The following is a 21248-nucleotide window of genomic DNA, read 5'->3' as shown; positions in this document are numbered from 1 at the left end:
TTTATGCAATTTATTCTAGAACTTCTAACACTGCTTTGGGGGAAAGTTTATCTTTAAACCAGACAATTTTGGCAGGAGTGTTACTGACTTTAACCCCAGCTTTTTCTAAATTCAATCTTTCCGAAACTGCCAAAATTAAATTGTCACATTCTGCTTTTCTTGCTTGAGCAAATTTCTTTTGTAAATATTCAGGTCGCCAGTAACCAACTATTTCTAATAAATAAGTTCTACCATCGGGATGAACTAAGCGAAAATCGGGAATCATGACACTTCCGGGAATCGGAATTAAGTCAACTTCTCGTTCTAAAACCCAATCAGTTTTTAGGGAATCCCAACGATTAGCAAATCCAGCTTCTAACATACTATCGTAAGGTTTTCCGGGGGGATAATGAGTGACTAAACCGCAATCAGAATTGAGGGTAAATCTGCCAGTTTTTTGCTTTCCGCTGTAGATATCTTTTGTTTGTAAAGTGGCGCTGAGACTCCATTTAGTGACGTGCAAAAGTGCGGGGATTAATTTAGCGATCGCCAATCCATATCTCGTGCTAGCTTTAAATAAACTAGTTGGCCCATCAATAGTAATAGTAAAACCGTGATCGGCATCCCCTTCAATATAAGCCATTAATTGAAACAATTTCAGATAGCGAAACAGCAATTTATACTCACCCGGAACATTACGATGAGCATTAATTATAATCTGACTAGCACGATAAAAAACTCCTTGAACTTGCGAAATATTATAACGATGGATAATATCTTCTGGTGCAGGAGGATCGAACTGAGTCAAAATGCGATTTTCCTGTAAATCTGCATATAAACCAGTGCGAATTTGTTGAGAAGTAACCTCTTTATTTAACTCCTGAGTTAGTCGATCGGCTAAATTATTCAACACCCTTTGAGATGCCAAAGGATTAGGAATTGATTGTGCAGATAAAGTAAAAACTCGCTGACGTAATTCCTGCGGTTCCAGAGGACTAACAATTTCAAAAGTAGCGAAACTACTCTTCAACAAATGAGCAAAACCCCGCTTTAAACGATAATCTGGACTATCACCTTCCAACTCCAAAAGCTGCTTATCCAAATTTCCTTGAGTTTTCCCGACATTCTCCTCAAAACAACTAATTAAATCCGTCGCAATCTCCAAATTCCTGTCATCAATCTTCAGACGTTTCGGGATTATCGACTCCCCACTTTGGCGATGAATCAGCAACTCGCTTGGTAACATTTTTCTTCTTAGACTTTCGACTTTCCTTAGAATAACTTATCTCTGATTTTCCCTGATTCTTAACCGAATCATCAACCCCAACCTCCGCCGACTCAGCAACCTTATAAACAGGTTCAGAAGGCAAAAGTTCCAACTGAACAAACTTACTCTCTTCTTCTCTTTCTTTGCGTCCTTCGCGTCTATGCGGTTCAAATTCCTCTCCCTTTCTCCGCTGCGAAACCCTTTCCTCACTCGTATCTTCCGTCACCACCTCATACAAAATTGCCCGCTTATTATTATCACCACCCTTACGCAAAATTCGCCCCAATCTTTGAATATATTCCCTTGGCGAAGCAGTACCAGAAAGGATAATTGCAATACTAGCAGCTGGCACATCAACCCCCTCATTTAAAACGTGAGAAGCAACTAAACTTTTATATTCTCCCTGCTTAAACCGAGTTAAAATTTCGTGTCTTTCCTTCACAGGAGTTTGATAAGTAATTGCTGGGATTAAAAACTCTTGAGAAATGCGATAAACTGTGGCGTTATCTGTCGTAAATATCAACGTTCTTTCGGGAAAATGTTCAGCTAATAAATCAGCTAAAACGCGAATTTTCCCGTCAGTTCCCACAGCAATTTCCCTGGCTTCTCTATGGGCTAGCATAGCACGTCTTCCGGCTGGCGATCGCGCACTCACCATCACAAATCTTTGCCAACCTTCCAGACTTCCCAATTGAATTTTTTCGGCTTTCAAAAAGTCATTGCGAACTTTCATTAATTCATTATATCTTTCCCTTTCTTGTTGAGATAACTTAACTTTAATCGGAATAATTTGATGATCGGCTAAAGCTTTCCCCGCTAATTCTTCGGGTGTTTTCCGGTAAATTTCTGTGCCAATTAAAGTATCTAATTCCTTATGTTTGCCATCGGTTCTTTCGGGAGTTGCGGAAAGTCCTAAACGGTAGGGTGCGATCGCAAATTCCGCAATCACCCGATAAAACTCCGTAGGTAAATGATGGCATTCATCAAAAATTAACAAAGCATAGCGATTTCCTAAACTTTCCGCATTAATAGCCGCACTATCATAAGTAGCAACAAGAATTTGACTTTTATCCCTCGATCCACCTCCCAACAAACCAACTTCCGCATCAGGAAAAGCCGCCACTAAATGTGCATACCATTGGTGCATTAAATCCAAAGTTGGCACTAAAATTAACGTGCTCCGAGGCGTAGCTTGCATTGCTAATTGCGCCAAATAAGTTTTTCCCGCAGCAGTTGGAAGCACAACAACTCCCATTCTTCCTGCTAATTTCCACGCCTCCAAAGCTTCACTTTGATGAGGGTAAGGTTCCATTTCTAAACTCGGAACTAATTGCAAAGGTATAAATTCTTTTGCCTCATCAATAAAGTTAATTCCTTCTGCTTGCAAAGCTTCTACCAAAGGACGGTAATGAATAGCCGGAATGCGAAATTTTTCTACTCTGTCATCCCAAGTAGCAAATTCCACCCAGCTTTTGCCTCTTGGTGGTGGATGTAGGATTAAGGTGCCGCGATCGAAAGTTAAAGTAGGAGTACGAGGCATTATTATCTAAAACTGTGATTCCCCTCGTTAATTTTAAGTGTATAGTGGCAATTTGTAACTAGTTTTGTCTGTGTTACCCTGTTATTTGTAATAGTTCAGGTATTTCTATGGCTTTATCCAAGGATATACTTTCTGATAGCAGTAGTCACAGTGATTTTTCAAACTTTACTATTACTGTGAAAAGAATTTTGGAACTTTTAGATTTAGAAGCAGAAGATGATTATGGTGTTTTGCAGCCAACAGACTACGCTTTTAAGACAGTTATGAACTTAGTTTTAGAGACATACGAAATTATGGGTAATAGTTTCCCTAAAGCTTGGGTTTCTACAGATGAATTCGGCGGAATTACTCTCGATTGGTCAAACCGAGATAAAGATTGTGCTATTCACTTATTCTGTCCCGCAAATTCTGATAAAAAAGCTCATATTTATCATCAAAAAGGTGATGATTATGCTGTAGATTATGAAGTGTCTTCTGCAAGATTAATTCATTGGCTACAGTGGTTTAACTAAGCATGACCGAACAATTTTATGATGGGGGATCGGAGTTTGAACCATTACCAGATAATGCCATTGTTTATCGGGCATTACTTCGTAAACAATGGGTAGATTGGGAAACAGGCGTGCAGATTTATTAGCAAAACAATCTCACCTTGAGTGGCAACCTTAAATTTTCACATATCCTCACGTCTTAAAGAAAGTTCCTTCTGCGGGACATTTCAAATATACTAAAATTATTCCTTAAATTGAGCATCTCTCATGGTACAAGATAACGAAATTGCTGTTGAATTTCACAACGTTAGTTACTTACTTAACGATCGACCTTTAGTATCTAATCTCAATTTCACAGTGGAACGGGGCGAAATTTTGATATTACTGGGACGCAGCGGTTGTGGGAAAACTACAACTATGAAATTAATTAATCGGTTGCTGACTCCTAGTAGTGGAGAAGTACGGGTAGAAGGAATTTCTACTAATGAATGGAACCCGATTAAATTGCGGCGATCTATTGGTTATGTAATTCAAGAAACTGGTTTATTTCCTCATTTTACTATTGCTCAAAATGTGGGATTAGTTCCTAGTTTGGAGGGGTGGAAACGCGATCGCATTTCCCAAAGAGTAGATCGACTTTTACAACTAGTCGGACTCAACCCCAAACAATTTGCCGACAGATACCCTAACGAATTATCCGGTGGTCAACGTCAGCGAGTTGGGGTTGCCCGTGCCCTCGCCGCTGACCCGCCATTATTATTAATGGATGAACCTTTCGGCGCACTCGATCCCATTACTAGAATTGAAATTCAAAAAGAGTTTCTTCAGCTACAAAAACAATTAGGTAAAACTGTGGTTTTTGTCACTCACGACATTCAAGAAGCTTTTTTATTAGCTTCGAGAATTGGCTTAATGGAATCAGGAAAAATGTTGTTAATAGATACTCCTTCCGAGTTTCCCAAATCTGAACAAAAAGAAGTTAAGGAATTCTTACAATGCTTACCTTTTTTTAATCAATCAAAATCCGATTAGTGATAAATTTAAGCTTGGGATCGATCGCAAACCATCTACCATCTAAGGTCAAAACACAAAAATCGATATGAAAAAGCGAGACTTCATACTACTTTGCGTGCTGGGCTTTAGTTTAGCAATGTTAATCGCTAGCTGTAGCGTCAAACCAGACAACTTAATAGCCATTGGCTCGAAAAATTCTACCGAACAGTTAATTTTGGGAGAACTTCTTGCTCAACATATCGAAGCTAACACAGATTTAAAAGTTGAACGGAAACTAAATCTAGGTGATACTTTCGTTGCACACAACGCTTTAACTAATGGCGAAATTGACGCTTATGTAGAGTACAGTGGTACAGCTTTCTCCGCCATTTTGAAAAATGAACCGATTAGTAACCCCGAAGAAGTTTACCAGCTAGTTAAACAGAAATATGACCAGAACTTTAACTTAGAAGTGATGCCTCCTTTAGGATTTAGTAACACTTTCGCTCTGGTGATTCGTGGCGAAGATGCTAGAAAAATGAGAGTGCAAACTATTTCCCAAATTGCTCCCAAAACCCCCCTGTGGCGGGCGGGATTCGCTGATGAATTTCTCGATCGCAAAGATGGATTTACCGGATTAGCAAAAACTTATAATTTAAGTTTTGCTGAACCACCAAAAGTTATCGATTCGCGTCTAATATATACCGCTTTAAAAGACAAAAAAGTAGATTTAATTGCTGGGAATTCCACCGATGGACAAATTGGACGTTTCGACTTAGCTGTTTTACAGGACGATCGCCTTTTCTTTCCCCCATACCAAGCTGTACCGATAATTCGCCAACAAACTCTACAAAAACATCCCGAATTACGAGAAGTATTTCAACAGCTAAGTGGCAAAATTTCCGAAGCAGAAATGCGGCGTTTAAACTTTCAAGTTGAAGGAGAAGGTAGCGATGTTAAACAAGTTGTACAACAATTTCTTCAATCCAAAGGGTTAAAGAAAAAGTAAGCTATTACGCATTTAAATCACTTATTAACGAATGGGGTGCGTCAGACGGTAAAGCCTATGTAGAAAGGAAAATATCTAAATCTGACGCACCCTACAATATGACTTTTAAATGCGTAACAGCTTAAAAACAAATCACTTTTAAATTGTGGCTAAATTTTGTCTGCATTAATAATTGCCAAAATTAAGCCGTGTAAAAAGGCAAAAGAAAAAACCTCCTCTTAATTACTTTTGCCTTCTGCCTAAATTCTGAAATCTTCTGAGAAAAATTCAGGTTTAGGCAACCTCCGCATTAGGATCGACAAACATAACTTTCTTAGCTTCAGCAGTAGGTACCAAAATCCAACCTGCTCGGAATAATTTCTGATATGTCGCCCAACCTTTAGAACCCCCAGGTTCGCGATAGTCAGGAACAGAAAATTGGGGAAAAGCTGTGTAAGGTCGCCAATTTTCGTTAGATGATGTCCGTAAATGTAAAATTTTATTGCCACCTGTGCCAATACCAGGCAACCAGCACATCTGTCCAGCCATAATAATCTCCTTTATTTTCAAGGGTGGGAGGTGAAGCTGTAAGCAGGCTGTGTGAGGATGCGCTCCTAAGCTTCTGGTTCCAGCTAACCTACCTTATCTTGTGTAATTTGTCAATATCTTGGCAGAAGTTTGCTTTGTACAGCATCACCCATTAGGGTAACTTTACTTATCTGCCAATATCCATCGAAAGAAATAATTAAATTTCCGATTGATTCTGTAAATTAGATGCTGACGGATTGGCGATCGAGTTGCGAATTACACTGGTGAGTTTATTGTATTCAGTATCAGTTAAGACTGGTGTAGTGTTTGCAACAGAAATATCTTCTTGAAGCTCAATCCAAGATTTGCAACCACCGTATTCTGCACGGTAAGGTATTTCTTGGGGTTCACTGAGTTTGTAAGTACGTAGAAATAAAAGATAAATTGGCTGAAGTGGCTTCCATTTTAAGCGATCGCTCACAAATTTCTCATTCCAAACATGGAACGGCAACAACGCCTTAATACTCGGTTCAAAACTTACCATTAAAATATCAGTAATTTTTGCCCAAGCCCCAATCCGAATAGTTTCTGGATGCCAACCTGATGTTACTGGTGTTACTCGATCGGCATATTCCGGCTTTAATAAATCAGGTTTTTGGTGTTCAAAAGTCGGGTAAAGCAACACCTCATTATGAGCAACTTTAAAATGATTTCCCTCTTCCCGAATTCCACCTTTGCGAAGCAATAAAATAGTTTTTCCCGCTGACAAAGCATCAACAGCAACCGCCCATTCTTTCAAGGCATAATTAATTCTTGTTAATTCCATTGAGATTTTTTACCATTGCAGCTAAGGCTATTCTACGCTTTTTAGTTATTTGTCAGACAGCAAGAACATTAAATAATAAAATTAGGCATAATTAGATAAAATTGGAGATAATCATGGAAAAAAGAAAGCTAGGTTCATCTGACATAGAAATTACCCAAACAAATGCCATCACTGGAGCACGTCACGCTAAACAAATCGAAGAAAATGCGATCGCCGCCCAAGTCAAACTTTCCCCCGAAGATTTAGCCGAAATTGATGCGATCGGTCGCACAGTCACCGATCCCTTAGAAAATGAAGCTTTAATGTGGGATTGGAGTTAATAGGGACTAGGAACTGGGAAAGTTTCGAGTTAATTAATTTCCCCTTGTCCCCTTGTCCCCTTGTCCCCTTGTCCCCCAGTCCCCCAGTCCCCAGTCCCTAATCCCCGATCGCCAAATCAGTAATAATTGGCAAATGATCCGAACCTACATCTCTACCAATTCGAGATTTAATTACTTGAATATTTCCACTCACTAAACAATGATCTATAGGAATAGCTAATAAAGGCAAAGAACTAGGCCATGTCGGTTGTACACCAAAACCAAACCGGGCATTTTCTAACTGCGTTTCCTGAATAAATCGCTGATAAATTGGCGACCACATAGTAATATTAAAATCGCCCATTAATATCACGGGATTTTTATTTTTTTTCAAGTAATCAGCCATTGCCTCTAATTGTAAATTCCTTTGCAAAAAACCCGATTTTCTAATCGGGTAACTTGGATGAGTTCCGATAACTGTTATCTCTTTACCCTGAAATTTAATAGCAGCAACTATAGTTTTTCTCGAACCTTGAAACTCTTCTATTGACACATTTTCCAAAGGTAATTTACTATAAAGAGTAATACCAAACCTCGGAGAATCTTGAGAAACTACATGATAAGGAAGTAGATCTTTTAAAACTGTTAATTCCTGATTCCAAACTTTACCAACTTCCACAAAAACAGCAACATCCGGGTTTTCTTTTCTAACTAAAGAGATGACTGCTGCGTAATTCTTATTCTTAAATAAGACATTGGATATTAAGACTCTTAATTGTCCACTTTTGGTTTCTTGGGCGATCGCAGCTGGCGGCAAATACCAAGGAACAACTTCCATTAAATTCAGGAAAATACAACTCAGGCTAATAATCCACCAAAGTTTGTTCCGCGTTAACAAAAAAAAGAAAAATGGGCAAAATCCGACGATTAGATATTGCACCTTAAAATGAGCAGTCATATCTAAAATATAATTAAACTTGCCCAAATGCCCGGTAATGGTAAGTAAGGTAATCAGAATAGTTACCAGAATAAAACTACCGGAAATTAAATCCTTAAATTTGGATTTACCAATCATAAGAAAAGAGAGTTAACTTTCGCTTCCACTAGCTTAACTCCAAAAACTTCTGCAAAAGCGATCGCCACTTTTCCCCGCACCTCTTCTACAGTAATATCAGGAATAAATTCCGCTAAACTGCCCACAGGTTTATCCGCAATTCCACAAGGAACAATCCGTTTAAAACCACTCAAATCAGGACAAACATTCAAAGCAAAACCGTGCATTGTAATCCAACGACTTACTTTAACACCGATCGCCCCCACCTTCCGCCCAGACAACCAAACTCCTGTATAACCCGGAACTCTTTCCCCTGGCAAATCATAACTCGCCAACACCCGAATTAACACTTCCTCCAACTGGCGCAAATACCAATGTAAATCTTGGCGATAATGTCGCAAATTCAAAATCGGATAACCCACCAACTGACCTGGACAATGATACGTTACCTCACCGCCACGCTCAGTGCGGTACACTGAATAATCGCTCTTGTCAAGGTTAAATTTAACAAACTCTGGATTTGCCCCCGTCCCCAAAGTATAAACTGAGGAATGCTCCAACAAAATCAATAAATCTTCTAAATTGGCTTTTTCCCGCCGTTCTGCAACTAGCGATCGCTGCCACTCCCAGGCTACCTGGTAGTCCACTACTCCCTGATTCCACAGCCAACAGAGCCGCGGTTTTGCCTCAATACCCAAAAGTGGTATATCATTATTACTCAAAATCATCACCAAAATCAAGACTAAATTGAACCAAATTTCCAAAAAAGTCTGACAATTAAATCAAGAATTGTCAACAGATGCAAAAGATTTTAAAGACTAGGCAAATACAGATGTACTCCAGAATACAAAATGCTACTGTTTTATATATAAGGACTTTTAGGAAATAGGAGGAAGCCTATTTAAAGGAAAAATGCCCATAGAGAAGAGATCGGCTAAGTTGAAAAGTTGGTACGCTAAAGTTTGAGTCTCAAAGTGGGCGAGGTAAGATAGCGCCGTGTAGCAGAGATTTTAGGCGCTTTATATACCAAAAGTAGATTTTTAGGAGAGTCAGTCCGAAAAATTCGGAAATTTATTCAGCTGATAACTAATTAACAGATATCAGCATTTCCGCACCTAAAAACAGATAAAAAGTTTCCATTGGGAAAGTAGGAATCTCTGACCAACTTTCCTTCTAACCACAGATAGATGCAGGCGAAAGGTAAGCCTGTACAGCATTAAGAATTAAGCGGGAGAATGTGATATGAAGCTTGTTATTCACGGCAAAAACATTGAAATCACAGATGCAATTCGTGAGTATGTACATCAAAAATTGGAAAAAGCCACAAGTCATTATCTAAACGTAACAAATGAGATTGACGTACATCTTTCAGTAGCCCGCAATCCTCGGATTAACGAAAGGCAGATTGCTGAAGTTACAGTTTATGCCAACGGTACAGTAATTCGTGCAGAAGAAGGTAGTGAAAGCTTATATGCAAGCATTGATTTAGTCGCAGATAAAATAGCCCGTAAACTACGGAAATACAAAGAGAAACGCCTAGATAAGAAAGTTCAATCTAAAACTGTTGAAGTTGTAGAACAACAGCCAGTCACACCAGATTTAATTGGCGATCGCACACCCGAACTACCAGGCGAAGTAGTGCGAACCAAATATTTCGCCATGCCTCCCATGACCATTGACGAAGCCTTAGAACAATTGCAGCTAGTAGATCACGACTTCTATATGTTCTGCAACGCCGAAACAGGCGAAATCAACGTCATCTACGAACGCAATCACGGCGGCTACGGCGTAATTCAACCCCGCCGTAACAACGGTCACACCGGACACAAAAACGGCAAAACTGCCCAAAATACCCCCGTTGCTGAAAAAACCCAAGCCAAGTAGGGAGGTAGGGAGGTAGGGAGGTAGGGGGAGTATTTGTTTCCATCTCCCCATCCCCCCATCTCCCCATCTCCCCACCTCTCCATTCCCTCAAGCACGGCGCTTCATCGGCGGAAAAATTGGTTTTTCTAGGACTTCCTGATAAAGTTCTTCCAATTGAACGATGTTGCGGCTGAGAGTGTATCTTTCGACAATTCTGGCCCTGGCATTGCGACCTAAAGTAGAAGTGAAATCTTTGTGGTCGCGCAACAGAGGTAACAAAGTTTGTAACTCTGTTTTCACTCGTTGAGGGTTAACAACAATGCCAGCGCCACCTTCTAAAACTTCGCCATCTGCGCCGACATCAGTAGCGATACAAGCTACACCACAAGCCATTGCTTCCAACAAAGACAAAGAAAGACCTTCAGCTAAAGAAGGGAGAATAAATACATCTGAGCCTCGCAAAATCTCAATTCGCCGCTGTTCATCAGCCACAAATCCTAACCAAATAATCCCAGATTCAGAATCATAAAATGGCTCTAAAGATGTTTTTAAAGGCCCATCGCCGACAATCAGTAATTTGCAATCTGGCCCCATGTTGGCTTTTTGCCAAGCCCTAAGTAAAGCTTCGACATTTTTTTCTGGGGCAATTCGACCTTGATAAACAAAAATACGTTTAGCATTAAACTGAGATTTCAGGTTAGAAGTTCCGGGACAATACTTCTGCTCATCTACACCGTTGGGAATTACAGCTACCTGTAAGGGGGAAACACCCATTCGGGCGAGTAGCTCCCGTTGGATCTCGGAAAAGACAATTACCCGATCGTAATTTGCTAAAAAAGGTGAATATAGTTGATAAGCCAGATATTGCGTTCCCGATTTAAGTTTGGCTCCTTTGCGAGCATAAGGAGTATGGAAAGTTGCCACTAGGGGCAGATTTAGCTCCTGACAGATTTCTGGAAGTACAAAATCTAAAGGAGACAGGGTAAGAGATGCGTGTACGATGTCTGGTCGCAAATCCCGCAGCGATTCAATCAAAATTTTTCTTGATTGTAATGTGGGGATAGTGTAAACCTGGGACTTGTATAAAAAGGGCAGGGAAACTTCTTTATATTGAGGCCATTTGTCTGAGTCGGATTCTTCTCCTGCAAAGTGGAGAAAACTAATCTTATGTCTACCCATTAAAGCATTAGTAATTTCCCGACTGTAGGTGACATTGCCGCAAAAAGGGGTTTTTTTTCCCAGCCAAGCGATGTGAAGCTGACTCATTCAGGTTTTGCCAACTGCTAATTGCCAGTAGCTAACTACGCCTTATTTAAGGGGATAGGGGCTGGGGGCTGGGAGTTGGGGAACTTCTTTTTCCCTAACACCTAACACCTAACACCTAACACCAATGGTTGGTAGTTGGAAAAACCAATTACCGATTACCATAAGACTTTGTTAGCAGTCTTGGTTAAATTGTGTGTTTGTGTGAGAGCTAGTGTTGCAACTATACCAGGTAAATAGCCCTCCTGCGATCGCAGCGGCAGCTAAAGTTAGAAAAACTGCGTTTAAGCCAAAAAACGTTTCTGCCACACCAGCCAAAGCCAAAGGTAAACTCATGGCAATATTAATCGCATTATTCTGCAACCCAAACACCTTACCACGCATTTCTGAGGGAGTTTCCCGTTGAATCGTAGTTTGCATTGGTACAGCTACTAAAGAGCCAAAGGTTCCCAGTATCATCACTAGTAATAGCACCAGCCACAAATGATGGGGCAGTAAAGCTAAACCAATTAAAGCCGCTGCAACTCCTAAAGAACCGCATAAACTCAACCAAGTGTGGGATAATCGTTGACCGAAATTCCCTAAAAATGCCGAGCCTATTCCAATCCCAACTCCGCCAGCCGACATTAAAAAGCCAAACTGAGAAGGTTTTAAACCGGGAATTAATTCTGCAAGGCGCACTGCTAAAACTGAAAGAGCAGCAAAGACAGAAAATAAGATAATTAATTGTAAAAGCGCACTCCGCACCCGCTTTTCATGACTCAGATAACGCCATGCTTCTCGTAAATCCGCCAGAACGTGGGGTGCTTCGTGGTCTTGCGGGTTGACTTTTTCGTGGGTTTTTAGCAAGATTAGCAGTAAACCTGCGATCGCATAAGACCCACCAACCAAAAACTCTTTACCAATATTTCCCTCGCCGCCCAAGTTTAACCACAAACTATCAGCCAAAGCTAACAGTGGTTCCCCCACCGCAAAACCAATTACCACCAGCGCCATCATTGTCGTTGTGTAAAGCGAGTTCGCTGATAGCAAATGGCGACGTTCGACAATCATCGGAATCGCCGCTTGTTCTGCGGGAGCAAAAAACTGCGTCAGCGTCGAAACCAGGAAAGTTACTACTAATAAAATACAAAAACCTGCTGGCAAACTAGCCAATGATATCCAATCTTGAGAGAACCACAGCAAAGTCGGTATACTCAGCACCAAGAAACCGCGAAACAGATTCGTCCATACTAATACTGTACGCTTCGACCAGCGATCGACAAACACACCCGCAAAAGAACCAAACAACATCGCGGGAATCGTAAACGCCATCATAATCGCTGATACCCAAGTACTGATTGTCTGACTCCCAACTTGAAATTGAGTATCTATCAGCGCAATCATCAGCACCAAATAAACCTTATCCGCCAGTTGGGAAAAAACTTGACCACTCCAAAGCGCCAGAAAATTCCGATTTTTCAGAACTGGAATAAAACCAACAGATGATTCTTCCTCTTGCTCTATTTCGTTAGTTTTTGGCGCAACTTTAGCCTCAGTCACCGCCGAACCATTACTCGGAGAAGTTGACGGAATCAAGCCATTATTTCCCGGAACCACATTTTGCTGCTGAGAATTTAAGGATTTCCCAGAAGCGGGAATAAAACTTTCCGACGCTAAGAAGTTTTTTAAGTCTCCCTTAGTTTGCATCTGTGTTTCTTCTTTCCCATTCTTGGGTTTCCCGTTTCCATTCTGCGGTTCCACCTTTACCTGTTTCGGTTTAGCCTGGGACAAAGTAGCGTGAGTTGACATTATTATTGTTTTGTTATCAGAATCAGACCATTCCATGATTTATCAAGAGGAAGTGGACAGGGAAGTTAAATAAGTATCCATTAAAACAGCTGAGCGAATCAGCCGTCCAAAATGATATTGGCTGTACTGGCGTAAAACTTTTTCTATAGATAGCCAGTTAGGTTGTTGAAAAAAACCGTCACCTGCATTTTCGGCAACTAGCGGTAATTCAGGATTTGCTAATTGCTGAAATAGTGACAATTCGGTAGCTGAAAGTTGAGCATCTAATTTAGGAATCTCCTTTTGTTGAATCACAGTTTTAGATATTCGGTAATTTCCCCGCTGTTCCCCTACTTTGTTAGTCCCTCTGCCTTCTGTTCTTAACTGAGCTAATGCTAGTAAGTTGACAACACCTCCAGCTGCGTTACTAAAACCAACTCGCCATTCTGGAGTTTGCCAGTCTGGTGTCAGCGGTTGTTGAGTCAGACAACAAAGGCGTAGTTGAGGGGCAATTCCGGCGAGAGCTAAAGTGTGAAACACCGCATGAGTCAGATAAGCTAAAACCACTAAAGACCGATTTACAGTCAGTTTGGGAATTTGCTCAATCCGTCTCAGGTGTTCTGTCAATAAACAAAACAGTTCTTCCTGGGGTTGTTCGCTCAAGGCGTGACAAAGGATTAGTTCTGCTAGGTATTGACTAGCTGTAAGTTTGAGCAGATTATCACCTAGTTTAGGATAGGTTTGCACAGTTTCAGCTTGAGTTATTTTATCTAGCGATCGCCCCGAAGCAATCAGTAGTTCATTCACCACAAATAACTCACTCCGCCCACCTAACTTTGAGTGATGCTTCCGCGCCCCAGGTGCTACTGCCTGAATTAAGCCAAACTCCCTTGTCAAAATCGTTAACAAGCGGTCCGTCTCACCCAAAGGCATACTTTTCAGATTTATACCAGTTGCTTTATAGGTTCTACTCATTGCTAGGGACTAGGGATTGGGGATTGGGGACTGGGGATTGGGGACTGGGGATTGGGGACTGGGGATTGGGGAGGTGGGAAGGTGGGAAGGTGGGAAGGTGGGGGGAGTTTTGAGTTTTTCTCTCCTCTGCTCCCCTGCTCCCCTGCCCCCCTGCTCCCCTGCCCCCCTGCTCCCCTGCCCCTCTGCCCTACTCCTCTGTCTCTTCTTCCAGGTTATCGCGTTGTCGAAGCAAATCGACACCGCGAGAAGTACCCAAGCGAGTTGCTCCGGCAATAATTAGGTCAACTGCTTGTTCTAAAGTCCGAATGCCCCCTGATGCTTTAATGCCGACACTACCTTTAGTGATTTCTTTTAGCAGTCTGACATCGGCAACTGTGGCACCAGTGTACCATCCTGTACTTGTTTTTAAGTATGCTGCCCCTGCATCCATACATACCTCTGCCGATAGTCGTTTTTCGGCATCTGTCAATAGGGCGGTTTCTAAAATTACTTTGACTGCTTGACCTGTCTCTTCGCAAATTTCGGCAATTTCTCGGTGTACTGCCTCGGTTTTTCCACTTTTTAGCCAGCCAAGATTAATTACTACATCTAACTCGGTGCATCCATTTTCTACTGCTTCTTGGGCTTCATAAAGTTTGACGGCAGAGGTGGTAGCACCTGAAGGAAATCCAATGACTGTACAAACTTTGGGCGCTTTGTTCTGGAGTAATTCCGCTGCTAATCTTACATGAGTAGGATAAACGCAAACTGCTGCGAAGTGATATCTTTCTGCTTCTTCACACCACTGTTGTACTTGTTCTGGGGTAGCGGTGGGATTTAGCAGTGCATGGTCAATAAATGGCGCAATGTCAATTTCTGGTTCAACTCTCGCCATCTCGGTTTTTTCCCTAACTATCTTTCGTTATTTTAATATCACAAAATCAGGGAACAGGGAAAAATAATCTGTTCGTTGTCGGCGCTCTGTTCGCGATGGGTACTGAAGTGCCGACAACGGACTTAGACGGCGGTTTGTAGTTTTTTGTAATCTCGTTTTCTGGGTTCGATAATTTGGGGGTCAACTAGATATTTTCCGGCAGCTTGGGTCATGGTTAATTCTAGTAATTTTTCATCTCCTAATGGGATGATTTCTATGGGTTTAATTGGTTGTACTCCTAAAGCTTTTATAACTTCAGATGCGATCGCTTTTGCTAATAAAGGTGGTACGGAATTCCCTACTTGTCGGAAACCATGCCATTTTGTGGAGTGAAATCGGAACCAATCGGGATAAGAATGTAATCTTGCTGCTTCTCTGACTGTAATACATCTCGGAGTAAATGGGTGAATCGGTCGGGGGGATGTAAAAGCACCTTGATTACTCGCTGTTCCGGCTCTTAATGTGTTACAAATTCCTTCGGGATGCAGTTTATAAAAACGGCTTACTGGTTCAATTTTGCCATGACTTGTTTGTTCAAATCTTTGCATTGCTGCTTCGGAATGTTTGGTACGCAAACTAGCAGTAATAATTGTGTAATCCAGTTCTCTTGGATAGCTGTAATTATTTTCTTCTTCTGTTAAGTTGCGAAGTTTAGCTGCGTATTCGCTGGGAATTCCGTATTTGGCAATTACCCAATCTTTTGTGAATAATTCTTGGTGATTTTGGACTTCGGGTAAATCTCCGATCGCTTGCCAAACTGTAGGAACTAAAGGTAATGTTGAAGTGGTAGTTTGTTTAGTTTTTCCGGCTCGTTTGGAGTTAGTCGCGGTGATGGGTTCGGGATATTTTGGTAAGGGTAAATCTTGGCGACAGCCTAACAAAAATATTCGCGATCGCGCTTGTGGTACTCCATAATGAGCCGCATTAAGAATTTGGTAATCTTCTGTTAATTTATAGCCGTTTGCTTGAAATTCTTGAATAATTTCTCCCAGGAATTCTTGATGTTTTCCAATGGTCAATCCCCGGACATTTTCGAGGACGAAATATTTCGGTTTTAGTTCTAATACTATTCTGACAAATTGTTTTAACAAAGTATTGCGCGGATCTCCTAATTCTCGTTTGCCAATTAACGAAAATCCTTGGCAAGGAGAACCACCAAATACTACGTCAATTTCTCGATCGCCTATTTGCGATCGTTCTCTAATTTCTCTGCCAGATGTTTTGTTAATATCACGACATAAAGTAGTCCAAAGCGGAAAGTTATATTCGTGGGTGGCGCAATGAATTGGATCTATCTCTACAGCAGCTAGTACGTCGAATCCTGCTTGTTCAAAACCAAGTGTCATCCCACCCGCACCAGCAAATAAATCTACACCAATAGGCCGTTTTCTGCTTTCCATGAGATATTCTGTTGATTTTTTTAATATTAGTTTAAGAATCAGCTGTTTACCAACTGATTCTTTGTACAGTTAACCCAATTATTAGAAATAATACAGCAAAAATTCCGGCTATGGTTGAATCTTTCCTCGCAAGTTACAACAGGTATACTTTCAAGGAACTTTCTGTAATCTATTCAGGAAATTTTGTTACTTAAACTAAGCAATTTTCTTCATAAAGGTTGGTACTTTGGAGGCGGGGATGCGGGAAGTAGGAGGAATTTTCAGCGGGGATGATTTGAAATTAGAAATAACTTAGAACATTGTACCTGTAGCAATACGACTAAGCCATACTAGGCGATCGCTTAGTTAGACTGAGTTTTTTGATTTGGTTGAAATGGTGTATACTTGCCGCCTAAAGCTTCGACGATCGCCTTAGTATTAGCAACCATCATTTTAATGTAGGTGTCTCCATCGCTACCAACTGCACCGATAGAATCAGAATAAAGTTGATTTGGTGCTAACTTAACTCCCGCTTCCTGTGCCACAGTTTTAATTAAAGCTGGATTAATTGTGGTTTCGGCAAAAATCGCTGGTACATTTGACTTTTTCAAAGAATCCACTAATTGTTTGACAGTTTGGGCGCTGGGTTGTTCTTCGGTACTAATGCCAATTAAAGTCCCAAAAATCTCTAATCCATACCCACGACCATAATATTGAAAAGCATCATGACTGGTAACTAACTTACGCTTATCTGGTGGAATCGTCTTAATTTGTTGAGTAATCCAAACATCCAATTGTTGCAATTCTTGGCTCAGTTTTTGGGCATTTTCTGTAAATTCTGGTTGGTCTTCTGGTGATAACGCAATTAAAGCATCGCGAATTTCATTCACCATCAAAATTACATTTTTTACATTCCCCCAAACGTGAGGATCTGGGACTACTTCCCCTTTACCTTTATCTAACTGTAAAGGTTTGACTACTTCCCCCGCCGCTATTTTTCGCGCCTGAATACCTGTAGCATTCATTAATTTAATTAGTCCCGGTTCTAAGTTGTAGCCGTTATAAACTATTAATTCGGCTTTTTCAAATGCTACGCTGTCGGCGGGAACTGGTTCGTAAACGTGAGGATCTGCACCAGGTTGCAAAATTCCCTTTAACTCTATTTCGTCTCCTCCCACTTCCTCTGTCAAGTCGGCGAGGATGGTGCTAGTGGCGACAACGTTGGGTTTTCCGTTTGTCTGCGTTTGGGAACGGTTAGCGGTTTGGGGGTTACAACTAAGTAAGCCAAAAGCTAGGAAGGACAAGGTAACGGCTAATGCTTTGGCGGAAAACTTAGATTGCGTCCGGTTAGGGGTCTGAATAATTAGTGCCATTTATCTTTGCTATTCATTCCTTTTATAGATGTTTTCATAATTGTCTCATATTTATAGTATGCTCAAGGAAGTACGATCGAATCAAGATTATGAGAACTATCAGCTTACCCACCGACGAACACTGGACGCAGCAAATTTGCCATGTTAGGGATATTCCCAGGATTACGGTTAATCACTTGGGGGTCAAGTACCGCACGGTAGAAGCGTTGCAGGATGTTAGTTTTACGCTAAATTCTGGTAAAGTTACCGGAATTATTGGCCCTAATGGTGCAGGAAAGAGTACGCTGTTAAAAGGAATGTTAGGGTTAATTCCGGTTAGTAGTGGTACGACAATTTATCAAAATCAACCTTTGATGGATCAGTTGGCAAAAGTTGCTTATGTACCGCAACGATCGCAAATAGACTGGACTTATCCGGCGACAGTTTGGGATGTAGTCATGATGGGGAGAGTGAAAAAAACGGGATGGTTTCGCCGCTTTTCTAATGTGAGTCGTAAAATTAGCGAAACAGCGTTAGAAAGAGTGGGAATGAGTGCATTTCGCGATCGACCTATTGGACAACTTTCCGGGGGACAACAACAAAGGGTATTCTTAGCTAGGGCGTTAGCACAAGAAGCGGAAATTTTCTGTTTTGATGAACCCTTTGCTGGCATAGATCAAAAAACTGAAGCGGTAATATTTGAAATTTTCCGCGAACTAGCTAATGAAGGCAAAATTGTTTTAGTTGTGAATCATGATTTAGGCGAATCGATCGCTAATTTTGATGATTTAATCTTATTAAATCAAGGATTAATTGCCGCAGGTTCTAGAGAAAAAGTATTTACCCAAGAAAACCTTTATCGTGCTTATGGTGGACAAGTGATTTTCTTCCAAGGAAAAGCAGCTTAAGCTCTTTTCTTTGCGTTCTTTGCGTCCTTTGCGGTTTATAATCTATGCTCGAAGCCTTAATCGAACCATTACAATATAGTTTCATGCAGCGATCGCTAATTATCGCCATATTAGTTGGTTTAATTTGTGCGGTTGTGGGCAGTTATTTAATGGTACAAAGACTAGCTTTGCTAGGAGATGCTATTAGTCATTCGGTGTTACCTGGGTTAGCGATCGCCTTCATGTTAGGTGCTAATATTTTCATTGGCGCTTTTATTGCGGGGGTGATTAGTACGATCGCGATCGCATTTATCAAAACTCGATCGCCCATCAAAGAAGATGCCGCAATGGGCATAGTATTCTCCGCATTTTTCGCCCTTGGCATAACCTTAATTACCATCATCCAAAAAAGCAACAAAATCGACCTCAATCACTTCCTATTTGGCAACATCTTAGGAGTTACCTTTGACGAAGTTTGGGACACCGCAATTATTGCCGCCATCATCTTATTTGTGGTAGGATTACTTTACAAAGAACTACTCTTTTACACCTTCGATCCACTAGGCGCACAAGCCGCAGGTTTACCAGTAAATCTCCTCAACTTTGGCTTAATGCTACTCATCGCCTTAACCATAGTTGCCAGCATGAAAGCAGTCGGAGTAATCTTAGTTTTAGCATTATTAATTACTCCCGGAGCCACAGCATATTTATTAGTAAAACGTCTGCATAAAATGATGATTTTAGGGGCAGGAATAGGAATTATTTCCAGTATTTCAGGAATGTATCTCAGCTACTTTTATAACTTACCTTCCGGCCCCGCCATTGTCTTAGTCGCATCGGGATTTTTTATCTTAGCATTACTCTTTAGCCCCAATTACGGCATCTTCACCCAGAAACAATTAAACTTGGGACAATCATCGATAATCAGAGAACTAAAACAATTATTTCGTTAAACAGTAACTTCCCTAAATCTTCCCTTTCTAACTTGCATAATATGAACAGTTGAATGGTGAATTGCTTATGACTGTTCGTGCTTTTTTCCGGTCTACAAAAGTCAAAAATGCTACCGCACCTTACGACACAATTCATCTCAAAATATTCTATCCCGCCCAGATGTCCGGGAGTGAATTAGAAAAGACTCAGGGTATCATTCCAGCCGAGTCAGAAAAAGCACCTTTCCCCGTAGTTATTTTCTTTGGCGGAGTCAACTGCGGCCCCGAAAATTACCAATGGTTAGCAGTTAAACTAGCAGAAAAAGGAATAGTAGTTGTCACCTTTGCTTGGGTAGCGGAAAACTTCCCCGGAATAGTTGCTTTAACTCCGGGAGTCGATACCCAAATGTTAGCACCTAACACTTATGGAACTGCGCCCACTGCCTCCGCTTTACCCGCCTTATTAGCTGAATTAGAAAGCTTACAAACCGAAGGGTTACTAGCAGGAATGCTAAACTTACAACAGGTAATTTTAGGTGGACATTCTGCTGGTGGAAGAGTCGCTTTAGAAAGTGCTAACCCGGAATTTTTCCCCCAAGTTGCTGCTGCTTTTGGCTACGCTGTTCATAGTGCCGCCCCCATGATGTTAGGTTATCCAGCAGATACTTTTCTCCCCCTACCTTCGACATTACCAATGTTGTTAATCGGTGGCACTTGTGATGGTGTAATTACTAATAGCAGATATATTTATGGTATTAAAGAAGATAGTCCAACTAGGTCAATGATGCGAACTTTTCGGGAAGCAATTACCGGAAATCGAAATGATACCTATTTAATAATTATAGAAGGAGCGAATCATTATTCAATGGTTCATCCCCAAGACCCAACTACTGATAGGGCATTTTTAGATTTTCCCTCTACCCAACCAGAAGAAAATATCCGTTCTTTAATTGAAGAATCAATTTCTTTGTTTATTGATGCTCATGTTCGCCAAAAATCAGAAGCATTAGCAATACTTGAGAAAATGCAACCTGATTCAAATCCTTTAATCGCTGCTTTTGAGCGCAAATGAAAACTAAAAAGCTTTCAGGTGGGGTTTATCACCCTATTGTCAACGCAGGTAACAAAAGTTCTAGTAGCACCACTGGTTTGATTAGCTAATGCCCGACGCTTCAACCAATCATCAAGTGATACAATTCCGCAGGAAAAATCAGTGATTTCGTGATGACTAGCCAGAGGTTCAGGTGGTCTTAAACTCATTCTTTGTCCCAAGGTGGGGTCGTCTGCATGGTTTTGCGTAAACGTTCATTCGGTTGAGGTGGGGCATCTAGAAGCGCGATAAATTCTGCATAAGCTTCGGGACTAGCCCCCAAAATACTCCGTTCTAGCAAGGTTTCCTCTGCCGCATTCCGCGCCGCTTCCAAAATAAAATCAGTCCTATTCTTGCCTTGCACTTTCGCTGCCATATCGATTAAATTGCGTTCTTCTGGCTTAATCCGCAAATTTAGTGTGTTACGCGGAGTCGTACTTTTTGTTTTACTGGTCATGGTTGCTTGATGGGTGTGTAATTCCTGATTAAATTATTTTAACATTATGTAATGACAAAGACATTACGATATCCTTCGAGGCAGAGTCAGTATCAGTAAATCTGAGAATAATATTTGTATCTAGCAAATAGTTGGTCATCTGCCTCGATCGTCATAAATCTTTTCTCGGCGTAGAGCTTCATCAGATAGATTAACATTACTTTTAGGAAATTGAGCGACCCATTTACGAAATTGCTCGGCTTTTTCGATTGACGTTACACCTTTATCTCAATGTCGCAAGAAGACTCCCGTTACACCCGACAGGGTTAGCGGGAGATGAATTGCGACCAAGGACTCAGACTGAGCGTAGCGAATCAATATAATTTGACGCTGACATTTTCCCAAGCTATACTATTACTAATT

General features: G+C 41.0%; 22 protein-coding genes and 1 pseudogene. 9 read left to right on the top strand and 14 right to left on the bottom strand.

The window, feature by feature from the left end; translation table 11 throughout:
• Positions 1 to 10: 10 nt before the first annotated feature.
• Both ACE1B6_RS07045 and ACE1B6_RS07040 read right to left on the bottom strand, forming a co-directional pair.
• A complete protein-coding gene (locus ACE1B6_RS07045) occupies positions 11 to 1225 on the bottom strand; it encodes a DUF790 family protein (protein ID WP_413256540.1) in 1215 nt (404 codons plus the stop codon).
• The gene (locus ACE1B6_RS07040) at positions 1155 to 2786 is read right to left on the bottom strand and encodes a DEAD/DEAH box helicase (protein WP_413256539.1); all 1632 of its coding nucleotides are present in this window, start codon (positions 2784 to 2786) and stop codon (positions 1155 to 1157) included. The genes ACE1B6_RS07045 and ACE1B6_RS07040 overlap by 71 nt, the downstream gene beginning before the upstream one ends.
• Before the next feature lie 107 nt (positions 2787 to 2893).
• Here ACE1B6_RS07040 and ACE1B6_RS07035 point away from each other — a divergent pair, with 107 nt between their 5' ends.
• From ACE1B6_RS07035 to ACE1B6_RS07020, 4 genes are all read left to right on the top strand, one after another.
• Positions 2894 to 3298 carry a hypothetical protein gene (locus ACE1B6_RS07035; protein WP_413256538.1) on the top strand — a complete coding sequence of 135 codons (405 nt, stop codon included), beginning with the start codon at positions 2894 to 2896 and terminating at the stop codon, positions 3296 to 3298.
• A gap of 2 nt (positions 3299 to 3300) precedes the next feature.
• Positions 3301 to 3423, top strand: coding sequence for a hypothetical protein (locus ACE1B6_RS07030; RefSeq protein ID WP_413256537.1), 123 nt, complete (start codon positions 3301 to 3303; stop codon positions 3421 to 3423).
• Positions 3424 to 3544: 121 nt separating this feature from the next.
• Positions 3545 to 4309, top strand: coding sequence for an ABC transporter ATP-binding protein (locus ACE1B6_RS07025; protein WP_413256536.1), 765 nt, complete (start codon positions 3545 to 3547; stop codon positions 4307 to 4309).
• A 67-nt stretch (positions 4310 to 4376) separates the two neighbouring features.
• A complete protein-coding gene (locus ACE1B6_RS07020) occupies positions 4377 to 5279 on the top strand; it encodes a glycine betaine ABC transporter substrate-binding protein (RefSeq protein ID WP_413256535.1) in 903 nt (300 codons plus the stop codon).
• A 273-nt stretch (positions 5280 to 5552) separates the two neighbouring features.
• On the opposite strand, the gene ACE1B6_RS07015 is transcribed toward ACE1B6_RS07020, so the two are convergent.
• Both ACE1B6_RS07015 and ACE1B6_RS07010 read right to left on the bottom strand, forming a co-directional pair.
• Positions 5553 to 5807 (bottom strand): hypothetical protein, encoded by a 255-nt coding sequence (locus ACE1B6_RS07015; RefSeq protein ID WP_413256534.1) that lies wholly within the window; start codon positions 5805 to 5807, stop codon positions 5553 to 5555.
• Between the two features lie 196 nt (positions 5808 to 6003).
• Positions 6004 to 6612 (bottom strand): DUF1802 family protein, encoded by a 609-nt coding sequence (locus ACE1B6_RS07010; RefSeq protein WP_413256533.1) that lies wholly within the window; start codon positions 6610 to 6612, stop codon positions 6004 to 6006.
• A gap of 113 nt (positions 6613 to 6725) precedes the next feature.
• On the opposite strand from ACE1B6_RS07010, the gene ACE1B6_RS07005 reads away from it, so the two are divergent.
• Complete coding sequence (locus ACE1B6_RS07005) at positions 6726 to 6932, top strand: hypothetical protein (protein ID WP_413256532.1); 207 nt, start codon at positions 6726 to 6728, stop codon at positions 6930 to 6932.
• Between the two features lie 97 nt (positions 6933 to 7029).
• On the opposite strand, the gene ACE1B6_RS07000 is transcribed toward ACE1B6_RS07005, so the two are convergent.
• Together ACE1B6_RS07000 and lipB are read right to left on the bottom strand one after the other, a co-directional pair.
• Positions 7030 to 7986 carry an endonuclease/exonuclease/phosphatase family protein gene (locus ACE1B6_RS07000; RefSeq protein ID WP_413256531.1) on the bottom strand — a complete coding sequence of 319 codons (957 nt, stop codon included), beginning with the start codon at positions 7984 to 7986 and terminating at the stop codon, positions 7030 to 7032.
• Positions 7983 to 8693 (bottom strand): lipoyl(octanoyl) transferase LipB, encoded by a 711-nt coding sequence (gene lipB, locus ACE1B6_RS06995; protein WP_413256601.1) that lies wholly within the window; start codon positions 8691 to 8693, stop codon positions 7983 to 7985. The genes ACE1B6_RS07000 and lipB overlap by 4 nt, the downstream gene beginning before the upstream one ends.
• Positions 8694 to 9207: 514 nt before the next feature.
• On the opposite strand from lipB, the gene hpf reads away from it, so the two are divergent.
• A complete protein-coding gene (gene hpf / locus ACE1B6_RS06990; RefSeq protein WP_413256530.1) occupies positions 9208 to 9849 on the top strand; it encodes a ribosome hibernation-promoting factor, HPF/YfiA family in 642 nt (213 codons plus the stop codon).
• 87 nt (positions 9850 to 9936) lie between these two features.
• Here the strand turns inward: hpf and ACE1B6_RS06985 are convergent, their stop codons facing one another.
• From ACE1B6_RS06985 to ACE1B6_RS06960, 6 genes are all read right to left on the bottom strand, one after another.
• Entirely contained in the window at positions 9937 to 11094 is a 1158-nt protein-coding gene (locus ACE1B6_RS06985) for a glycosyltransferase family 4 protein (protein WP_413256529.1), read from the bottom strand.
• A gap of 171 nt (positions 11095 to 11265) precedes the next feature.
• Positions 11266 to 12882, bottom strand: a complete 1617-nt coding sequence (locus ACE1B6_RS06980; RefSeq protein WP_413256528.1) for an MFS transporter — start codon at positions 12880 to 12882, stop codon at positions 11266 to 11268.
• A gap of 42 nt (positions 12883 to 12924) precedes the next feature.
• Complete coding sequence (recO, locus tag ACE1B6_RS06975) at positions 12925 to 13836, bottom strand: DNA repair protein RecO (protein ID WP_413256527.1); 912 nt, start codon at positions 13834 to 13836, stop codon at positions 12925 to 12927.
• Between the two features lie 187 nt (positions 13837 to 14023).
• Positions 14024 to 14710, bottom strand: a complete 687-nt coding sequence (gene deoC, locus ACE1B6_RS06970) for a deoxyribose-phosphate aldolase (protein WP_413256526.1) — start codon at positions 14708 to 14710, stop codon at positions 14024 to 14026.
• A gap of 122 nt (positions 14711 to 14832) precedes the next feature.
• Positions 14833 to 16149 carry a DNA cytosine methyltransferase gene (locus ACE1B6_RS06965; RefSeq protein WP_413256525.1) on the bottom strand — a complete coding sequence of 439 codons (1317 nt, stop codon included), beginning with the start codon at positions 16147 to 16149 and terminating at the stop codon, positions 14833 to 14835.
• Between the two features lie 341 nt (positions 16150 to 16490).
• Positions 16491 to 17501, bottom strand: coding sequence for a metal ABC transporter substrate-binding protein (locus ACE1B6_RS06960; RefSeq protein WP_413256524.1), 1011 nt, complete (start codon positions 17499 to 17501; stop codon positions 16491 to 16493).
• An 89-nt stretch (positions 17502 to 17590) separates the two neighbouring features.
• On the opposite strand from ACE1B6_RS06960, the gene ACE1B6_RS06955 reads away from it, so the two are divergent.
• The 3 genes from ACE1B6_RS06955 (at position 17591) to ACE1B6_RS06945 (ending at position 20371) form a co-directional block, all read left to right on the top strand.
• Complete coding sequence (locus ACE1B6_RS06955) at positions 17591 to 18388, top strand: metal ABC transporter ATP-binding protein (protein ID WP_413256523.1); 798 nt, start codon at positions 17591 to 17593, stop codon at positions 18386 to 18388.
• Between the two features lie 44 nt (positions 18389 to 18432).
• Positions 18433 to 19320: a metal ABC transporter permease gene (locus tag ACE1B6_RS06950; RefSeq protein WP_413256522.1), complete on the top strand. Its 888-nt coding sequence runs from the start codon at positions 18433 to 18435 to the stop codon at positions 19318 to 19320.
• A gap of 67 nt (positions 19321 to 19387) precedes the next feature.
• Complete coding sequence (locus tag ACE1B6_RS06945; protein ID WP_413256521.1) at positions 19388 to 20371, top strand: alpha/beta hydrolase family protein; 984 nt, start codon at positions 19388 to 19390, stop codon at positions 20369 to 20371.
• A gap of 26 nt (positions 20372 to 20397) precedes the next feature.
• On the opposite strand, the pseudogene ACE1B6_RS06940 reads toward ACE1B6_RS06945, so the two are convergent.
• A pseudogene (locus ACE1B6_RS06940) lies at positions 20398 to 20559 on the bottom strand (GNAT family N-acetyltransferase); the annotation flags it as partial.
• On the bottom strand, positions 20556 to 20846 hold the full coding sequence (locus ACE1B6_RS06935) for a type II toxin-antitoxin system TacA family antitoxin (protein ID WP_413256519.1): 291 nt from the start codon (positions 20844 to 20846) through the stop codon (positions 20556 to 20558). The gene ACE1B6_RS06935 and the pseudogene ACE1B6_RS06940, both read right to left, overlap by 4 nt.
• Positions 20847 to 21248: the final 402 nt, after the last annotated feature.

Source organism: Floridaenema fluviatile BLCC-F154 (assembly GCF_041929135.1).
Taxonomy (GTDB): domain Bacteria; phylum Cyanobacteriota; class Cyanobacteriia; order Cyanobacteriales; family Aerosakkonemataceae; genus Floridanema; species Floridanema fluviatile.
The sequence above is the reverse complement of the archived record's forward strand: the minus strand, read 5'-3'. Positions and strand labels throughout refer to the sequence as shown.

Coding starts and splice junctions, on each gene's coding strand:
- ACE1B6_RS07045 (WP_413256540.1), bottom strand. CDS start 1,225: ATGTTACCAAGCGAGTTGCTGATTCATCGCCAAAGTGGGGAGTCGATA.
- ACE1B6_RS07040 (WP_413256539.1), bottom strand. CDS start 2,786: ATGCCTCGTACTCCTACTTTAACTTTCGATCGCGGCACCTTAATCCTA.
- ACE1B6_RS07035 (WP_413256538.1), top strand. CDS start 2,894: ATGGCTTTATCCAAGGATATACTTTCTGATAGCAGTAGTCACAGTGAT.
- ACE1B6_RS07030 (WP_413256537.1), top strand. CDS start 3,301: ATGACCGAACAATTTTATGATGGGGGATCGGAGTTTGAACCATTACCA.
- ACE1B6_RS07025 (WP_413256536.1), top strand. CDS start 3,545: ATGGTACAAGATAACGAAATTGCTGTTGAATTTCACAACGTTAGTTAC.
- ACE1B6_RS07020 (WP_413256535.1), top strand. CDS start 4,377: ATGAAAAAGCGAGACTTCATACTACTTTGCGTGCTGGGCTTTAGTTTA.
- ACE1B6_RS07015 (WP_413256534.1), bottom strand. CDS start 5,807: ATGGCTGGACAGATGTGCTGGTTGCCTGGTATTGGCACAGGTGGCAAT.
- ACE1B6_RS07010 (WP_413256533.1), bottom strand. CDS start 6,612: ATGGAATTAACAAGAATTAATTATGCCTTGAAAGAATGGGCGGTTGCT.
- ACE1B6_RS07005 (WP_413256532.1), top strand. CDS start 6,726: ATGGAAAAAAGAAAGCTAGGTTCATCTGACATAGAAATTACCCAAACA.
- ACE1B6_RS07000 (WP_413256531.1), bottom strand. CDS start 7,986: ATGATTGGTAAATCCAAATTTAAGGATTTAATTTCCGGTAGTTTTATT.
- lipB (WP_413256601.1), bottom strand. CDS start 8,693: ATGATTTTGAGTAATAATGATATACCACTTTTGGGTATTGAGGCAAAA.
- hpf (WP_413256530.1), top strand. CDS start 9,208: ATGAAGCTTGTTATTCACGGCAAAAACATTGAAATCACAGATGCAATT.
- ACE1B6_RS06985 (WP_413256529.1), bottom strand. CDS start 11,094: ATGAGTCAGCTTCACATCGCTTGGCTGGGAAAAAAAACCCCTTTTTGC.
- ACE1B6_RS06980 (WP_413256528.1), bottom strand. CDS start 12,882: ATGTCAACTCACGCTACTTTGTCCCAGGCTAAACCGAAACAGGTAAAG.
- recO (WP_413256527.1), bottom strand. CDS start 13,836: ATGAGTAGAACCTATAAAGCAACTGGTATAAATCTGAAAAGTATGCCT.
- deoC (WP_413256526.1), bottom strand. CDS start 14,710: ATGGCGAGAGTTGAACCAGAAATTGACATTGCGCCATTTATTGACCAT.
- ACE1B6_RS06965 (WP_413256525.1), bottom strand. CDS start 16,149: ATGGAAAGCAGAAAACGGCCTATTGGTGTAGATTTATTTGCTGGTGCG.
- ACE1B6_RS06960 (WP_413256524.1), bottom strand. CDS start 17,501: ATGGCACTAATTATTCAGACCCCTAACCGGACGCAATCTAAGTTTTCC.
- ACE1B6_RS06955 (WP_413256523.1), top strand. CDS start 17,591: ATGAGAACTATCAGCTTACCCACCGACGAACACTGGACGCAGCAAATT.
- ACE1B6_RS06950 (WP_413256522.1), top strand. CDS start 18,433: ATGCTCGAAGCCTTAATCGAACCATTACAATATAGTTTCATGCAGCGA.
- ACE1B6_RS06945 (WP_413256521.1), top strand. CDS start 19,388: ATGACTGTTCGTGCTTTTTTCCGGTCTACAAAAGTCAAAAATGCTACC.
- ACE1B6_RS06935 (WP_413256519.1), bottom strand. CDS start 20,846: ATGACCAGTAAAACAAAAAGTACGACTCCGCGTAACACACTAAATTTG.